We start from the raw sequence: 14,559 nt of genomic DNA on the forward strand, positions 1-14,559 counted from the left end.
GTGTGTTCGATGACGCACACTTGTATCGACAACGCGACAGCGAATGCTGCCGTTGCCGCTCATTCGCGAGCCATTTTGTTATACTTAGATGAAGCAGTCGCTTCGTTTACGGTATACATCACTAGCCCGGGGAGAGGTAGGGAGAAAACGAACAAAAAGACAACAAGAACGGTAAACATTACCGATCTCCTTTCTATTATCTCTATGAGGTGCCGTGATAGCTGGTGCTATCAAAAAGGCTAATATATATATCATATAAAGACGACAAAGTCAATACTTTTTACAAAAATTATGTCATAATATCAAAAAATCAGCTTCCGGAAGCTGATTTCCCTAGCCTCGCGGCGAAATGTGCGCTACAGTGGGCAGTGAAATGGCGAAAATAGAGAAAGCAATAGCGCGCGGAGCAGGACTCCACCCGGCGCAGACCAAGATTTTGCGGGAGCTGTTATTTATGCCGGCAGCACGCTTCGCCGAGCTGCAAAAAGCCAGCGGATTAGAAAGCGATCATGTGAAATTTCATATCAAACGGCTGGTCGAGCTGGGTTATGTCGACAAAATCGGCAGCGTGTACCAGCTCAGTGTTGCGGGCAAGGAGTACGCTAATAAGCTCGACACCGACGCCGGTGTGATTGAACGGCAGCCGAAAGTCGCTGTGCTGCTCGTCGTTGAACGGTATAATTCCAAAACGCATATGATGGAATATTTACTGCAGAAACGGCTGAAACACCCCTACTTCGGCTTTTGGGGCGCACCGACCGGCAAGGTTCGTTGGGGCGAAACGCTGCGAGACGCTGCCGTACGCGAGCTAAAAGAAGAAACCGGACTAACCGGTGTATTTGAATATCGCGGCATATACCATGAGCGCGTGCGGCGCCAAGCGGCGGGCGAAATCATTGAGGACAAATTGTTCCAACTGATGTTTTGCGATCGGTTTAGCGGCGAACTGCAAGTGGAATTTGACGGCGGGCGTAATACATGGCGTACGCTTGAAGATATGGCGTTAGAGTCGAAAAAGTATAAAGGTTTTGAAACCGAAATAGCGGCGTGTTTAGACAGCGTGCCGCTTACCGAGCGGATGTGTGATTACGGCGACGAATTTTGATACCGTAAAAAAGCTTGCCAACAGATAAATTAGTGAACCAACTCTGTTTGCGTGGGGGTTGGCACACTTTTTCGGCGGTGGACAAAGACTACCCGCCCTCTGTCACCATTCACTACCGCTTAGACTAAGAAATAGGAAGAGTTGCTGTAATTTATATATTCCAGCACCATCGCGCGGAACGATGCACCACGATGGGCACGGATCTCGTAGTCCTTCCTCCTGTCCCTGGTGGCTTCATGGCTGTACGGGATGTTTGCCTGCGGACATAGCCGAACCTCCTTGCCTGACGGGGTGGGCCGTCTTGTCCGTAGGGCCGCTCGGTGGACGATGAGACGGCCTACAGGACAGACAACGCTAGGAGAAGCGAACAGTCCAGGGATGAGTGAGGGGAACGCTGAGGGCAGAAAACTATTCTATTTTGTGTGGCAACAATCTAAGCATTACTCAGAGACCGAGTTGTAAACTTCCTGCTTCCTGCTTCCTGATCGTACGATCTCTCAATTTTTCATCCAACAGCATATCTGCTATAAAACTCCCATAGTTCCTAAGTATATTCGACACCTCTATCAGTTCGGCAGTGTTAGATCTCCAAATCCATGAACTTTTCTTCCCAGTTGCGATGACGGCATTTTTGAATCGAAAAAACGTCTCTTAGACTTGGGCGGTGGAGTAGGCGTAGATGCTACCGTAATGACACCGACATACGGAAAGGCTGCCCATATTGTTGAGTTGGCGAGAAAGGTACTGCTAAGTAACTTTTCCATCGTGATCCGCCCATGTCGAACCCTAGTTTTTCAAGATCGCACGCAATTGGGTGACCTTCACAAAAAGCTCGTACCGAGGAAACATTAGCAGGTGCGTTAGAGCGATAAATCAATTCTCTCCGCGAGGAAGCAAAGTCTACAATAGGTCCTAATGTATTAGCGCGAAGAACAAGATTCGGATCTGGCTCCTCTCCTTCGCCATTGCGTTCATTGTATAACCAGCACTCAACTTTAATAACCTCTTTTGCTTTGTATATTTCATCAAAAACAGGACGAAGTACCTCTTCCCGACACTGCGCCAGCAGAGTATAGGTTACTTCAGCCATGCGTTGATTCCAGAATTGGGCATTATTGCGCCAAAGGGCGTACGATTCTCTGCAGTATACAGGTATCGAGGATCGGCACCTTCGATCCGCCTGGAATTTACTAGAATATCTCCAACTACCTGCGCGCAATGTGCACGATTCCTGTGAGTAAGCGCTTAAAGTCCAAGCTGAGTAATCCTAGCAAGTTTAGTACTGAGTTGTAATACGCCCTCTTTCTTAAATTCATCACCTTGCGTAAGCACATATTTTTCCGCTTGGCTTTCATCTCGAACATCCAATGGATACGCTACTAAAGGAGCATCGGACAAACTTGAACCACAAATCAAGGTGGAGCCTGTAGCCAGAGAGCATTCAATGGTTTTTCGCGTTCTTGATTCTGAGCCAACATAGGATGACTCAGACAATACAATTAACCCTTCTGTTTTACCATCATGACTGATTTTCTCGTATATATACATTAAACATTAAAGTGATGTACCTATACGCGGTAAAACGTTTTTCACCGGGAAGTATATACTCTGTTCGCTGGCGCGATCCATCATAATACTGACATCGTAGTCCAACCAAGTATTTTTACTTACTTTGGAAACAGCATCTTCATAGCTTCGTCTAATTCTTTTTGTGAGTGCTGTTTCTATATAATCATCGTAATTTGTGGTGAGAATATTGACAGATTTTCCAGAACTTGCCAGATAACAGCACAACTCGACAATACTGTCAAGGAACCTCCCGCGGCTCCATCCAGAACCGCGATAAAGCACCTTGGAAATCATACTATTGAAAGTGTTCTCTTCATCTTCGCTGTTCGTAACAGCCGTAGAGCTAATTAACGTTCGAGTGACCGAGGCTTTTACCTCATTCTCTCACTTTATCGGAAAGATAAAATTCTTCAAGAATATCTTCCCATTTTTGAAATAACTCGTCGTCACATTTGGCATTCAAAATAGATTCTATGTATTTACGGGCTCTATCTTTTGACTCAATTGCGAGTTCTTGATTAAGGACGCTCCAACTCAATCCTGTTCTATCTTGAGTTACACCTGCTCCGCAAATATACTCACGCACTGAGCAGACCTGAAGGCTTCCGCTACTGTTCGAATTTCTCGCATGGAGGATCGATCAACTAACTGACGCGGGCTATTTTGGCATCCTGCTCCCTCTGCGCTTCTTGTGAGCGTAAGCGAATCTCTCGGTAGATTGATGACTTTTTCATGACATGCTCAATTATTGCTCGCGCCTCCTCTTCAGGTGAAATATCAGATTCTGAAACTCGTACAATTGCAAGTCGGTCTAAACTAGTCTTGGCCCTACTTGTATCGGGACTTGTGACAGTCATTGTAAATCCATTTCTATGATGACAGTGCGGGCAAACCGCTCCAACAGCCCGATCCCCCATCTCCCTCGCAACAACCTCTGGAATGCTCTCGTGCCCAGTCTCGGCTTCAGGATTTGGTGTCGGTGGTATTGCTTCGGTCATAACTAAATTACTCCATTTAACTATGCCGACCATTATAAACAATGGGATCATTTATAGCAATACGCATGCCGTGCGGCTAGAACTTCACCGCCTCCAGGTGCATCTATCTTTACTATGTCTTATCACGATCCGCTTGACCGCAACCGAACCGTGAACTCTCAGCAGACCGGAGCGCAACCCCCGCGCAAACTATGCGGGGACGCTCCCAGCAGGGTCTAGCCTCCGTCGCTCTGGTCGAGAATAGGTAGCGGCGGAGACGCAGGCAGAGCCACTGTCCGCTCCCGGTACCCAGCAGGCAGCCACCCCTCTGAGACAGTTCTCCTACGGTCGTCCGAGTGCGTTCCGCATGCTCGCGCCCGGTGAACACCATGTCGCGCCTCTCTCCTCCCTGAGAAGATGTCTCGTCCAGCACCATTGATGATCCCGAGGCCTACGCGCCAGCTATAAACGGAATGATCTGCCCGCTCGACAAACAGGTTATTGATAGAAGCGATACTTTTTATTTTCTATCTAACACAACCAGATGTTCAATATGCGGCGTGCGCGGGAAAAAGTTGTAGCCGCGGTGGGCGCGGATGTTGTACTCCTCGGTGAGGAGAGCGGTGTCGCGGGCTTGGGTAACGGGGTTGCAGCTGAGGTAGATAATGCGCGGCGGCGCAGTTTCGAGTAATTTGGCGATGACGTCGGCGTGCAAGCCGGCGCGCGGCGGGTCAACGATAACAACGTGGTTGGGGGTGATGAAGTCGAGAGCTTTTTCACTGGGAGCGAGGACAGCGCGGGCATTGGCGCGCCCGAGGGCGGTAATATTGCGCTGCATTTCAGCGACGGCGGACTCATTGATTTCGATGAGCGTGGCGTTATCACCGCCGATAGTCAACCCGATCGTACCGACGCCAGCGTAAAGGTCAATTACTGGGAGGTTCTCTCCGCCGGTGTCATTATTAGCAAGCGTTGTACATTTTGGATAGGAAACCCACTCTTGCATATCACGCAAAGCTTGCTCGTACACAGGTATATTTACCTGAAAGAATCCTTCGCAGGCGTAGCGGAATGGCGTGCCAAGAACCGTATCGGTGAGTGTAGTGTCGCCAAATTTTGCGAGGCGTGCGGTGATGCGGCTAGCTGGACTGCGTGGGTCAGAATAGATGATTTCCCCGCCCTGCGCGGGCAACATTTCTGTTTCTTCGCGTGTGATGATATTTGGCAGCCTATCTTTTATATACAGCTGCCAAACGCAGCTCCCTTGCTGGTTACTGCGAATGAGTAATGTTTTTAATTGGCGCGCGGAGATGTGCTTGCGGTGTAGCAAGTCGCGGATACTATGCGCGAGCGTAATGATTCCAGACGGCAACAAACTGCATTCATTGACGATAATTTTGCCCTTGCTGCCGCGGCGGAAGAACGCGAGGTCAAGCGTATCGGGGTACGATTCGCCTGCTCTCTCGCTAAACCAGCTAAATTCTACCTTATTGCGATACTGAAATTTGCGCCTATCGGTGTACACGTCTATTTTGTGCGGCAGTACAACGTTGTGCAGCTCAAAGGCTTCCTTGATCAACGCTGCCTTGTAATTTTGTTCAGCGCTAAACGTCATAATTTGCCACGGGCTTGTACTCAGGTAGCTGCTGGCGTCGCGCGGCGCAATACGCTCGGGCGAGGCGTGTAGGACTTCGGTGACGATGCCTTCAATAAAGTGCGCTTTCTTTTTTGTTACGCGAAATGTCACGGTTTCGTCTGGCAATCCACCCCACACGAAACATTTGCGTCCATCGCTTAGTGTTCCGAGCGCTTGCCCGCCACCGACAATCTTTTCGAGCGTTACTGTTTCGTATCGTGGTTGTTTCACCACCCTATCTTACCGGTTTTGTAGATGCTTGAAAAGTCTGAGCGCTAGAGTTTATGCTACAATGGAAAAAATAATGATTTGGGGTGAAAGGCGGGCGTTGTGCGGAAAATGAGGCAGCGAATTTTGATATATGGCGATTCAAATGTATGGGGCGCGCGTTTTGGAGGAAGCCGCATACCACATAATCGCCGCTGGGCGAATCAAGTGCGTCGCATGTTGCGCGGGAGGGCGGATATTAATACTAATGGCGTATGCGGACGCGTTGCGGGCAATTTTCGTACCGACAAGCCGCATAAGAATGGGCATGATTCTTTTGTTGAGTGTTTGCATGCGGCGCTTCCTGTTGGCTTGGTGGTCATTGCGCTTGGTACGAATGATTTGCAGCAACGATTTCACCGAACGGCCGATGATATCATAGCTAATCTAACATGGTATGCTGAATGCGCTAGTGGTGTGCGCGTCGTATATATTTTGCCACCACCGTTTGCGGTTGACGATACATCTGGGCCGGAATTTACATCGGAGTCGCTTGCGGTACAGCAGCAGCTAATAACGCGTCGTGCCGAGCTGGGCGATACGATTGTGCTGGGTAGGCTTCCACTGTCTGACGGATTACATTTTTCACCGCGCGGGCACGACAGAGTTGCAAAAATAGTCAGAAATTACATTCGAAAAAAGCTGTAACGGAAACAACGCCTTAGTTTGTTTGCCCGTGCCACGCTTCTTCGGCGGTTTGCGCTTCGCCGCGCGCTGCTGGCCATACCCAGGCGTCAATCTCTGGTAAATCAACGCCGTTTGCTTTGATGTAGGCGGTGTTTTCGTCGATTTTCGCTTGGTAGATTGCGGCGCGGTGCTCAGCTTCTTCAAATGGCATGACGCCGCGCCGTCCGAGCTGTCGCAGTGCAGCGATCGCGAGATCGTAGCGGCTGGTCTCGTTGCGTACGTGCATGTCAAACGGCGTCGTCGTGCTGCCGATTTCCTTGTAGCCGCGAATGTCAAAGCGGTGCGAATGCACGTCATAGTTGAATAGAATCGACTTAAGTGTTTGCGGATAGCCGTGGAAATTGAAGATAACCGGTTTGTCGTGGGTGAAAATCTCGTCGAATTTCTTCTGCGTCGCAACATTGCGCAGCGTACCAAGTCCCATGGTTGTTAGGCTGGACACATTGACGCAGCGGATTCTTGCAGCTGGACATTCGGTTTTGATGATATCAATTGCTGCCATCGTTTCCTTTGTCGGGTAGTCGCCGCAAGCCGCCATTACGATATCTGGGTTTTCATCGCTAGCGAAATCCCAAATCATCAAACCTTCGCTGACCTGCTGGCGTGCTAATTCGGTTGATAACCAGCGTGGCTCAAGCGTTTTACCGGCAACGAGCGCGTTGATTTGGCGTACGCTTGATAACATTTCTTCAAGGCATACGAGCGTGACATTGCCGTCTGATGGAAAGTAAACGTTCGAGAAGTTGCTTTGGCGGCGCAGAATGTCGTCAATAAAGCCGGGGTTCTGATGGCTGAAGCCGTTGTGATCTTGCCGCCAGCCGCTTGAGGTAAGAATGTAATTTAGGCTCGGAATCGTGCCGCGCCAAGCGACGCTACGGCTTTGTGTGAGGAATTTAGCATATTGATCAACCATGCTTGAGACAACTTGCAGGAACGCCTCGTAGCTCGCGAACATCGCGTGGCGGCCGGTCAAGACGTAGCCTTGCATCAAGCCCTGCATGTTGTGCTCGCTGAGCATTTCCATGACGCGCCCGTCTTGTGAGAGATCTTTGTCCCAGCTCATGATCGGCCACTGCCAGCTGCGGCTGGTGGCTTGGAAAATTTCGTCAAGCTTGTTCGAGTACGTTTCGTCCGGACTCATGAAGCGGAAGTTTTTGCTCTCAGCATTTCGGCGGAAGACTTCTGCCAGATATGCGCCGGCGCGGCGCATGCTGCTTGAGCCGATTGTGCCGGGTGTTTCGGCATCTTCGGCGAAGTCGTCTACATTCGGTAATATGAGCGGTTTATAAACACTATCGCCGCCGTGCGCATGCTTGCTCATGCCGAGGCGTTTTTCGGGCGTGCCTGGCAAAATATCGCCTACGAAATCTCCAAATCCGGTGAGCTCGCTAAACAGCTCGTTAAACTTATAGCTCTTTAGCCAGTGGTTTAAGATCTTCAGTTGTTCAGGGTCGGACTTTGCCTCGCTGAGCACAGTCTGATGTGCTAGGCAGTTCCCCTCAATTTTATTACCTTCAACCTCTTTTGGACCCGTCCATCCTTTGAGCGTGCGCATAACAATCATCGGCATACGCGGCGCAATTTTGTCGCTGCTAGCGCGAATTTCCGCGACGAGCGCATGCGCCCATTCAAGCGCCGCTGCCATTTCGTCGTGCGGGTCAACGCCTTCTTTCGTCGCGTCGACAATACGAGGTTCGTAGCCGTAGCCGCTGAATAGCGTCATTAGCTCGTAATTGCTCATACGCCCGAATACGGTTGGCGCAGAAATTTTGTAACCGTTGAGATGAAGAATCGGCAATACGACGCCGTCTTTGCGCGGATTGAGCAGTTTGTTCAAATGCCATGCGCCAGCGGTTGGACCGGTTTCTGCTTCACCGTCTCCTATTAAGCATGCTACTAGTAGGTTGGGATTATCCATCGCGGCACCATAGCTCGTGCTAAGTGCATAGCCAAGCTCCCCCCCCTCTAAAATGACGCCGGGCGTTTCGGGGTTTGAATGGCTAGGAAACCCGTACGGCCAGCTAAATTCACGGCATAGTTTGCGGATACCGGCGAGATTCGGCTGCATGCTTTGATCAAAATGCCCAAGTGTGCCTTCAAGGAACAAGTTGGCTTGCAATGCCGGAAAGCCATGCCCCGGACCAAGCACGAACATCGTATCTTGATCGTGTTGTTTTGCGAAGTAGCTGAGGTGCGCGTATGCGAAATTAATCCCCGGTCCACTGCCCCAGTGTCCTAAAATGCGCGACTTTACGTCGTCAAATGTAACGTCGCGGCTGAGTAGATGGTTTTCTGCTAGAAAGATTTGCGCCACAGTCAGGTAATCAACTGCACGCAAGTATTGTTTGATAGATTGTTTATCGTGCGTCTTCATATTAACTGTATTATAAAGCTTATGGTTATGTTTTGCTAGAGCATTGTGCTGGATTGGGTTGTTGCGGTATACTGTAAATGGTAGTAAATATTATCAGGAGGCGATTATGAGCAAGCTGACGGATATTATTTCATTAACTCATCAAGACGCAGAGCGTCTAGCACGGGCGGGTGTGTACACGATAAAACATCTACTCTTAGCTGGATCAACATCGGCCGGTCGAATGTGGCTCGCCGATCGGTCGGGGCTAGACGATCATGTAGTAAAGCGCTGGGTGCACCAAGCTGACTTGCTGCGTATCGCAGGAATGACACCGCTGTGCGCCGAATGCTTATGTAAAAATGGCGTGCTTACCGTGCCAAAGCTTGCGTATCGCGCTGCCGCTGCGGTATATGAATTATGCGCGTGCGAAACGAATCTGCGGATAACGTACAGCGAGATAGCGGCATTTATCGCTGAAGCGAAAAAATTGCCAAAAATCGTACACCATTAGATTATACTAAAGGGTATGAAACGGCGTGTAGCAACTCATGGGCAGCATTTCTTGCGCGGTTCGCGGCTGATCGGCGAGCTAGTCGGCTATAGCAATATCCGCCGGCGCGACACGGTGATTGACATTGGCGCGGGCAGCGGTGCGATTTCGGCAGTGCTGGCGCGGCGGGCGGCGCGTGTGGTAGCGTACGAAAATGAGCCGCAGGCGCTTATACTTTTGCGGCGGAATATGGCGCACTATAGCAACGTGGAAATCGTAGCGCAGGATTTTTTGCGCGCTAAGCTGCCGCGCCAGCCGTACAAGGTGTTTGCGAATATTCCCTTTTCGCTGAGTTCAAAGATTATCACCAAGTTGGCGCTCGCCGATAATCCGCCGCGCGCGATGTATTTGATTGTGCAAAAGCAGTTCGCGCAAAAATTGGTGCTTGATTCGCCGCATTTTCATAGCGCGCTCGGACAAGCATTGGCGCCATGGTGGGCGGTGCGGATTCGCCGTCCGCTGCGTCGCAGCGATTTCACGCCGCCGCCAGCGGTTGATACGGTGTTATTAGAGCTAAAATTGCGTTCTAAGCCCCTTCTCGACCCCACCAAGGCGCGCGATTTTCATAGCTTCGTCTATGCCTGCTACCACGACCCGCGGGCATTTCGGCGGGTTTATCGCGGCGATTTAAAGCCCTCGCAGCTAAATACTCAGCAATGGCTGGCGTGTTTTTGGGCACACCAGGACTATCGCAAAAAATGAATGCACAACAGTGGTAAATAATCGTAATGAAATGTGTGCTGAAATGAATATTGTCTTGATAGCGTGTGGTTTTAATGCAGTGTTCTGATGTGGTATAATAGTTGCCGTGCCTTGAGCAAGTTATATTGGGTCTACTCTCTAAAATGGCTCACTTTACAAGTTTGCTCGAACCTATTTCCGGCGTAATACTGGCTAAGCCGCGCAGGCTCAGCCCTAACGCCTTCGTGAGCAAGACGTGTTGCGCCCCGCCAAAACCCCTTTACCTTATTTTTTGAGATTTTCCCCGCCGAATTTCTTTTTTAGTTGTAAAGGGTGTTTTCTGGTGGCTCGGCTGCCACTCCATGGCAGGGGTGTTGACATTTTGAGAGTTCAGAGAGTTGCTTAACAGTAAAAATAATCTATAATATGTTAGCATGATTAACCTCAATCGCGTCAACTACACTACCGGTAGCAAAGAAATACTTCACGATGTGTCGTTCTCTATTAACACTGGTGATAAGGTCGACCTTGTCGGTTCAAACGGCGCAGGCAAGACAACCCTCTTAAGACTTATTAATGGTGACCTAACTCCAACCTCTGGAGAAATCATTAAAACCAACGAAGAAATCGGGATATTGCCACAGGACATGCGTGATTGGCTAGATCATAGTGTGTATGAATTTATTGAGGAAGTGACCGGTGTCAAGGATGCGCGCGAGCAGTTTGATGAGCAATGTGCGAATCTTGAGCATGACTCGAGTGAACGAACTCTCCTGCTATATGCTGATGCGCTCGAGAAATATGACAAGTTTGAGGTGGCGTCATTTGATGCGAATCTAGAAAAAGCACTTAAACGCGCCGATATATCCTCTATCGATACAGGTAAAGAAATTGGTAATTTTTCTGGTGGTCAACGAACACGCATTGCACTTGCAGCGGTATTTGCTTCACGCTACGATGTTGTCTTATTAGACGAGCCGACGAACAATTTGGACGATAAAGGCGTCGTTGTATTGGAAAAATTTATTGAGGGTTCAAATGCGGCTTTCTTGATGGTATCGCATGACCGTCGTTTCTTACGAAATGCAACAAGCCGTATTATTGAGCTTATGGGCGGTGATCAAGGTATACAGCAATATGGACTCGGTTATGATGAATATGTTGAAGCCCGCGAAAAAGCAAAGCGAGCAACGTTTAATCGCTACGAACAGTATGAAAAAGAAAAGAAGCGACTTGATCGTGCCGCGAAGGCAGTACGGGTTAAAGCAAATTCCGCTGGGTCAAACCACTCAAATTCTGACAACGATAAGCTCACTGCTAATTTTCGTAAAGAAAAAGCTGCAAGCGGACTGGCGAGCGCAGCCAGCGGCATGGATAGTCGGCTCGGACAACTCGAAGTGCCAGAGCGACCAGAAGAAGATGTGTCGCTAAAGTTCCTTTTCAAGGAAGAAGTGGGCAAGAAACTAAATCTGCTTTCCGTATCTAATCTGGAAATTGACTATGGTAATGGGCACGCGATCGGCCCCATGTCATTCTCTATTCGTACTGGCGATAAGATTTTATTAAAGGGTAAGAATGGCTCAGGAAAGACCTCTGTGATACGTGGGGTCATGGGTGACGCTCCTGTTTCGTCTGGCGATGTTCATACCAACAAGCAAGCAAATGTTATCTACGTCGATCAAAATCAAACATTGCCGTTACCTGACGACTCTGCGCTCAATAACATTCGTCACCTTGCGCCATCACTTGAGTTGCATGACGCAATTAATTTACTTATTCGGTTCAATCTCAAGAAAGATATTATTCAAGTAACACCAGGCAGCGAGTTGAGCGGAGGTGAACGCGCCAAGGTGCTCTTGGCGGGAATAGCCGCCAATAATGCTGGTTTACTGATTCTTGATGAGCCGACCAATAATCTTGATATACCGACAATAGAAGCGCTAGAGCACGCGTTAAAAAACTATAATGGAGGCGTCTTGATTGTGTCCCACGACCGAGATTTTGTGCAGAATATCGGTATAACAAATACCATAAGCACACCCCCTAGATAAAATATATTTAACAAGTGTGTTTTCTCGTGCTATGATGCGGCTAGATTTGGGAGACTTTCCCTTATCGTACCTACTATCCCGCCCAAGGAGGTGATTACCATGGGAGGAATCAACTGCGGAGGCGGCGGCGGCAACGTCAGCCCCGAATTCTCCGCCGAGTACATTGAGCAGCTGGCAAGCTACTGCAAGTCGCTGTTCAATGGGTCTGCCAAGTTCTTCGAGGCGAACGTTGCCATTGAAGATGCGGTCATGACTGGCGGTGACCTTGTTGTTGCCACGCAGCTGCTGAGCAGCAGCGAGGACGCTTTGACGAGTGCCCGGGCAACGCTCGGCACGGTCGCGGCGCTCTGGTCGTCCGTTCGCACGCCTGAGGTCGATTTCGGCGAACAGCAGAAGCTGATCTCCGATGCGGTCAACAAGATTGCGGTGGCGCGTCTGGAGCTCCAAACGCTCGCCGTCAACGACTCGTTGCAGCAGTCGCTGTGGCAGGATCCGGTTCTGACGAGCAACTTCGTCGCAGCGCTGGAGAGCCTGAGTCGGACGACCAGCTGGCAGGGTGAGTTCGCACAGGTGTTCGCACCTGCGAACCTCGTGGTCGCATAGCGATCACAAAACTTGGGCTGGGCGGAGGAAACTTCGCCCAGCCCAAGCATAAAACACATGGATATTTATGTTTGAAATTATAGATACGCCGTTTTCACCGATAAAAACGGTACGGTTAGATGACAGGGGCGATTTTCGCCCCTGTTCAACAGGTCTGGACATTGATAACTTAAAAGTGCGCACGATGATGGAGAGAATAGAGGCTGATCATGCAAATGATCAAGAAATTGTAGCCTCAGCCGCACATACAGATAAAGAGATTGCTCTTGAAAATGCATGGCAAGAAGCGATTGAGAGAATTTCACTTGCCGCATGGTGGGCACTCGACAGGCCTTTTCTGGCGAAGTTCTCAGATGATACAGTCGAAAAGATTGTGCGCAATCACAAGATAGAAATACCCGAGAGTTTCTCTGTGCGTGTTGGGCTAGTTGAGTCAGTTAACCCAGATTACAAGATTGCCTGTAGTATTATATCAAATGAAAGAGATTATCCATTTGCTGTTCTTGGAGGTGGCTGCTCGAAAAATGCAATGCAAGCCGCAGAAAAAGCAATTTATGAGTCGATGCAGTCGTGGACTGCGACAAACTGGATAGATTCTCATCAAAATACAGAGAGTAAAGTATATTGGGATACGAGAGAACTCATGAGTCGTATTGCAGATTTATCCAGCTTAACCGTAGATGAATCGCATGTTCCGACGCCTCATAAAGCCGATTGCCTTAGCGGCCTAGGCGCCCGTGTTACTTTTTGTGACGGCGTTTATGTGGCTAAAATCATTGAATCGCATGGAATTTCTCATGTAACGTCTGAGCTGGCAAGAATCGCAATGAGAGACGATGAACATATCTCAGTACTCACACCGCATAATCTGTAAGGCAATACTTTCAATTTACGTGCAACTCTCTGAACTCTCAAAATGTCAACACCCCTGCCATGGAGTGGCAGCCGAGCCACCAGAAAACACCCTTTACAACTAAAAAAGAAATTCGGCGGGGAAATAAAAAATAAGGCAAAGGGTTTTTCCGGAATCGTCGCCTAGAACGGTGACATTTCTATTTATCTTTTTAATTCTTACCAAAGACAAAAATTAAAAAATCTCAACCAAAAAATCGCCCATTCGGGCGACAATTTGGATCTACTCTCTAAAATGGCTGGGTCGGCAGGATTCGAACCTGCGAATGCTGGGACCAAAACCCAGTGCCTTACCACTTGGCGACGACCCAATATCACCGGCTACGGACAGGAATGATTATATCATATACTATTTCTAATTGAAAATGACCGCCCAGCTACATTGTAATTGCGCAACTTAAGATGATCAACCCTTCCTGGCGCATTTGATGTCCAGCTCGTTCCAGCGCGACTGGAACTCAAGTGCTCTATCTAGCGAATCTTGGCCATAAATCCTTTAACAAAGAAAAGATCTCTCCTCTTCGGTCAGCTCTTTTCGTTTGAAATATTTCCTTGCTCATCTTTTATCAAACAGAATGCCTAGGCGAGGAGGATGAATATAATCGGAAAAACGACTAAATGCAAAGCGTAAAATAATCCAATTAGCAAACCTATAAGTAGAACTACCAAAACAGGTATGCATAAATGATTTCATGTTCGTCTTGCGGTTATCAACAGCAGTCCTCCTAACAAAGCCAATTTTGTACATTGGATTGATATGGATGATTTAAAGTTGCTTGTGGGATCGGGACATGGTAGTAGTACGCTCAACATCGTATGGGGAGCGGCGCGAGATACTGTTGCGGAGGTGATTGACGATGCAAACAACAACATGTCGTCTTCGTCTACTCCGCATAAACGACTCAATCCATCAACATGGGGCTACATTTTGGCGGCGAAAGATTGCGACCAATTTGCATTGTACCGTGATTTTATCCTGAAAAAGTTGCTTGAGATACAATGTCCTCACAAGACGAAAGGCTTGTTGCAGGGCGAAAAATATCAGTTCCTAAATGATCGGCGTATTATTTGGGCGAGCTCATGCAGGCAGAGAAAGGTAATGAAGGTGAATATCAGTATACTGCATTGAATGGGCAGGACTTTTTATGGATGACGCTGGGCGACG

General features: G+C 48.8%; 13 protein-coding genes and 1 tRNA gene. 8 read left to right on the forward strand and 6 right to left on the reverse strand.

Annotation, left to right across the window (positions count from 1 at the left end):
• Positions 1 to 373: 373 nt before the first annotated feature.
• Positions 374 to 1,105 carry an NUDIX hydrolase gene (locus SEML1_RS01835; protein ID WP_376754357.1) on the forward strand — a complete coding sequence of 244 codons (732 nt, stop codon included), beginning with the start codon at positions 374 to 376 and terminating at the stop codon, positions 1,103 to 1,105.
• Between the two features lie 682 nt (positions 1,106 to 1,787).
• On the opposite strand, the gene SEML1_RS01840 is transcribed toward SEML1_RS01835, so the two are convergent.
• The 4 genes from SEML1_RS01840 to SEML1_RS01855 form a co-directional block, all read right to left on the reverse strand.
• Positions 1,788 to 2,195 (reverse strand): hypothetical protein, encoded by a 408-nt coding sequence (locus tag SEML1_RS01840; RefSeq protein ID WP_376754358.1) that lies wholly within the window; start codon positions 2,193 to 2,195, stop codon positions 1,788 to 1,790.
• A 155-nt stretch (positions 2,196 to 2,350) separates the two neighbouring features.
• Positions 2,351 to 2,653: a hypothetical protein gene (locus tag SEML1_RS01845; RefSeq protein ID WP_376754359.1), complete on the reverse strand. Its 303-nt coding sequence runs from the start codon at positions 2,651 to 2,653 to the stop codon at positions 2,351 to 2,353.
• 6 nt (positions 2,654 to 2,659) lie between these two features.
• The gene (locus SEML1_RS01850; RefSeq protein ID WP_376754360.1) at positions 2,660 to 2,968 is read right to left on the reverse strand and encodes a hypothetical protein; all 309 of its coding nucleotides are present in this window, start codon (positions 2,966 to 2,968) and stop codon (positions 2,660 to 2,662) included.
• A 1,203-nt stretch (positions 2,969 to 4,171) separates the two neighbouring features.
• A complete protein-coding gene (locus SEML1_RS01855) occupies positions 4,172 to 5,518 on the reverse strand; it encodes a class I SAM-dependent RNA methyltransferase (RefSeq protein ID WP_376754361.1) in 1,347 nt (448 codons plus the stop codon).
• A 108-nt stretch (positions 5,519 to 5,626) separates the two neighbouring features.
• On the opposite strand from SEML1_RS01855, the gene SEML1_RS01860 reads away from it, so the two are divergent.
• Positions 5,627 to 6,202, forward strand: a complete 576-nt coding sequence (locus tag SEML1_RS01860; protein ID WP_376754362.1) for a GDSL-type esterase/lipase family protein — start codon at positions 5,627 to 5,629, stop codon at positions 6,200 to 6,202.
• Positions 6,203 to 6,215: 13 nt separating this feature from the next.
• On the opposite strand, the gene SEML1_RS01865 is transcribed toward SEML1_RS01860, so the two are convergent.
• A complete protein-coding gene (locus SEML1_RS01865) occupies positions 6,216 to 8,615 on the reverse strand; it encodes a phosphoketolase family protein (RefSeq protein WP_376754363.1) in 2,400 nt (799 codons plus the stop codon).
• Positions 8,616 to 8,721: 106 nt separating this feature from the next.
• Between SEML1_RS01865 and SEML1_RS01870 the strand changes: the two genes are divergently transcribed.
• From SEML1_RS01870 to SEML1_RS01890, 5 genes are all read left to right on the forward strand, one after another.
• Positions 8,722 to 9,108, forward strand: coding sequence for a DUF4332 domain-containing protein (locus SEML1_RS01870; protein WP_376754364.1), 387 nt, complete (start codon positions 8,722 to 8,724; stop codon positions 9,106 to 9,108).
• 15 nt (positions 9,109 to 9,123) lie between these two features.
• Positions 9,124 to 9,849: a ribosomal RNA small subunit methyltransferase A gene (locus tag SEML1_RS01875; RefSeq protein WP_376754365.1), complete on the forward strand. Its 726-nt coding sequence runs from the start codon at positions 9,124 to 9,126 to the stop codon at positions 9,847 to 9,849.
• 413 nt (positions 9,850 to 10,262) lie between these two features.
• Entirely contained in the window at positions 10,263 to 11,879 is a 1,617-nt protein-coding gene (gene abc-f, locus SEML1_RS01880) for a ribosomal protection-like ABC-F family protein (RefSeq protein WP_376754366.1), read from the forward strand.
• A 99-nt stretch (positions 11,880 to 11,978) separates the two neighbouring features.
• A complete protein-coding gene (locus SEML1_RS01885) occupies positions 11,979 to 12,482 on the forward strand; it encodes a hypothetical protein (protein ID WP_376754367.1) in 504 nt (167 codons plus the stop codon).
• A 67-nt stretch (positions 12,483 to 12,549) separates the two neighbouring features.
• Positions 12,550 to 13,356, forward strand: coding sequence for a hypothetical protein (locus SEML1_RS01890; protein ID WP_376754368.1), 807 nt, complete (start codon positions 12,550 to 12,552; stop codon positions 13,354 to 13,356).
• Positions 13,357 to 13,630: 274 nt separating this feature from the next.
• Here the strand turns inward: SEML1_RS01890 and SEML1_RS01895 are convergent.
• Positions 13,631 to 13,705, reverse strand: a tRNA-Gln gene (locus SEML1_RS01895).
• 446 nt (positions 13,706 to 14,151) lie between these two features.
• Here SEML1_RS01895 and SEML1_RS01900 point away from each other — a divergent pair.
• Positions 14,152 to 14,523 carry a hypothetical protein gene (locus SEML1_RS01900; RefSeq protein ID WP_376754369.1) on the forward strand — a complete coding sequence of 124 codons (372 nt, stop codon included), beginning with the start codon at positions 14,152 to 14,154 and terminating at the stop codon, positions 14,521 to 14,523.
• Positions 14,524 to 14,559: the final 36 nt, after the last annotated feature.

Source organism: Candidatus Saccharimonadaceae bacterium ML1 (genome assembly GCA_030253535.1).
Classification (GTDB): Bacteria; Patescibacteriota; Saccharimonadia; order Saccharimonadales; family Saccharimonadaceae; genus Saccharimonas; species Saccharimonas epibionticum.

Bases quoted from the DNA above. Each gene is read 5' to 3' on its own strand.
- SEML1_RS01835 (WP_376754357.1), top strand. From the start codon at position 374: ATGGCGAAAATAGAGAAAGCAATAGCGCGCGGAGCAGGACTCCACCCG.
- SEML1_RS01875 (WP_376754365.1), top strand. From the start codon at position 9,124: ATGAAACGGCGTGTAGCAACTCATGGGCAGCATTTCTTGCGCGGTTCG.
- SEML1_RS01850 (WP_376754360.1), bottom strand. From the start codon at position 2,968: ATGATTTCCAAGGTGCTTTATCGCGGTTCTGGATGGAGCCGCGGGAGG.
- SEML1_RS01900 (WP_376754369.1), top strand. From the start codon at position 14,152: ATGGATGATTTAAAGTTGCTTGTGGGATCGGGACATGGTAGTAGTACG.
- abc-f (WP_376754366.1), top strand. From the start codon at position 10,263: ATGATTAACCTCAATCGCGTCAACTACACTACCGGTAGCAAAGAAATA.
- SEML1_RS01890 (WP_376754368.1), top strand. From the start codon at position 12,550: ATGTTTGAAATTATAGATACGCCGTTTTCACCGATAAAAACGGTACGG.
- SEML1_RS01870 (WP_376754364.1), top strand. From the start codon at position 8,722: ATGAGCAAGCTGACGGATATTATTTCATTAACTCATCAAGACGCAGAG.
- SEML1_RS01865 (WP_376754363.1), bottom strand. From the start codon at position 8,615: ATGAAGACGCACGATAAACAATCTATCAAACAATACTTGCGTGCAGTT.
- SEML1_RS01885 (WP_376754367.1), top strand. From the start codon at position 11,979: ATGGGAGGAATCAACTGCGGAGGCGGCGGCGGCAACGTCAGCCCCGAA.
- SEML1_RS01840 (WP_376754358.1), bottom strand. From the start codon at position 2,195: ATGGCTGAAGTAACCTATACTCTGCTGGCGCAGTGTCGGGAAGAGGTA.
- SEML1_RS01845 (WP_376754359.1), bottom strand. From the start codon at position 2,653: ATGTATATATACGAGAAAATCAGTCATGATGGTAAAACAGAAGGGTTA.
- SEML1_RS01860 (WP_376754362.1), top strand. From the start codon at position 5,627: ATGAGGCAGCGAATTTTGATATATGGCGATTCAAATGTATGGGGCGCG.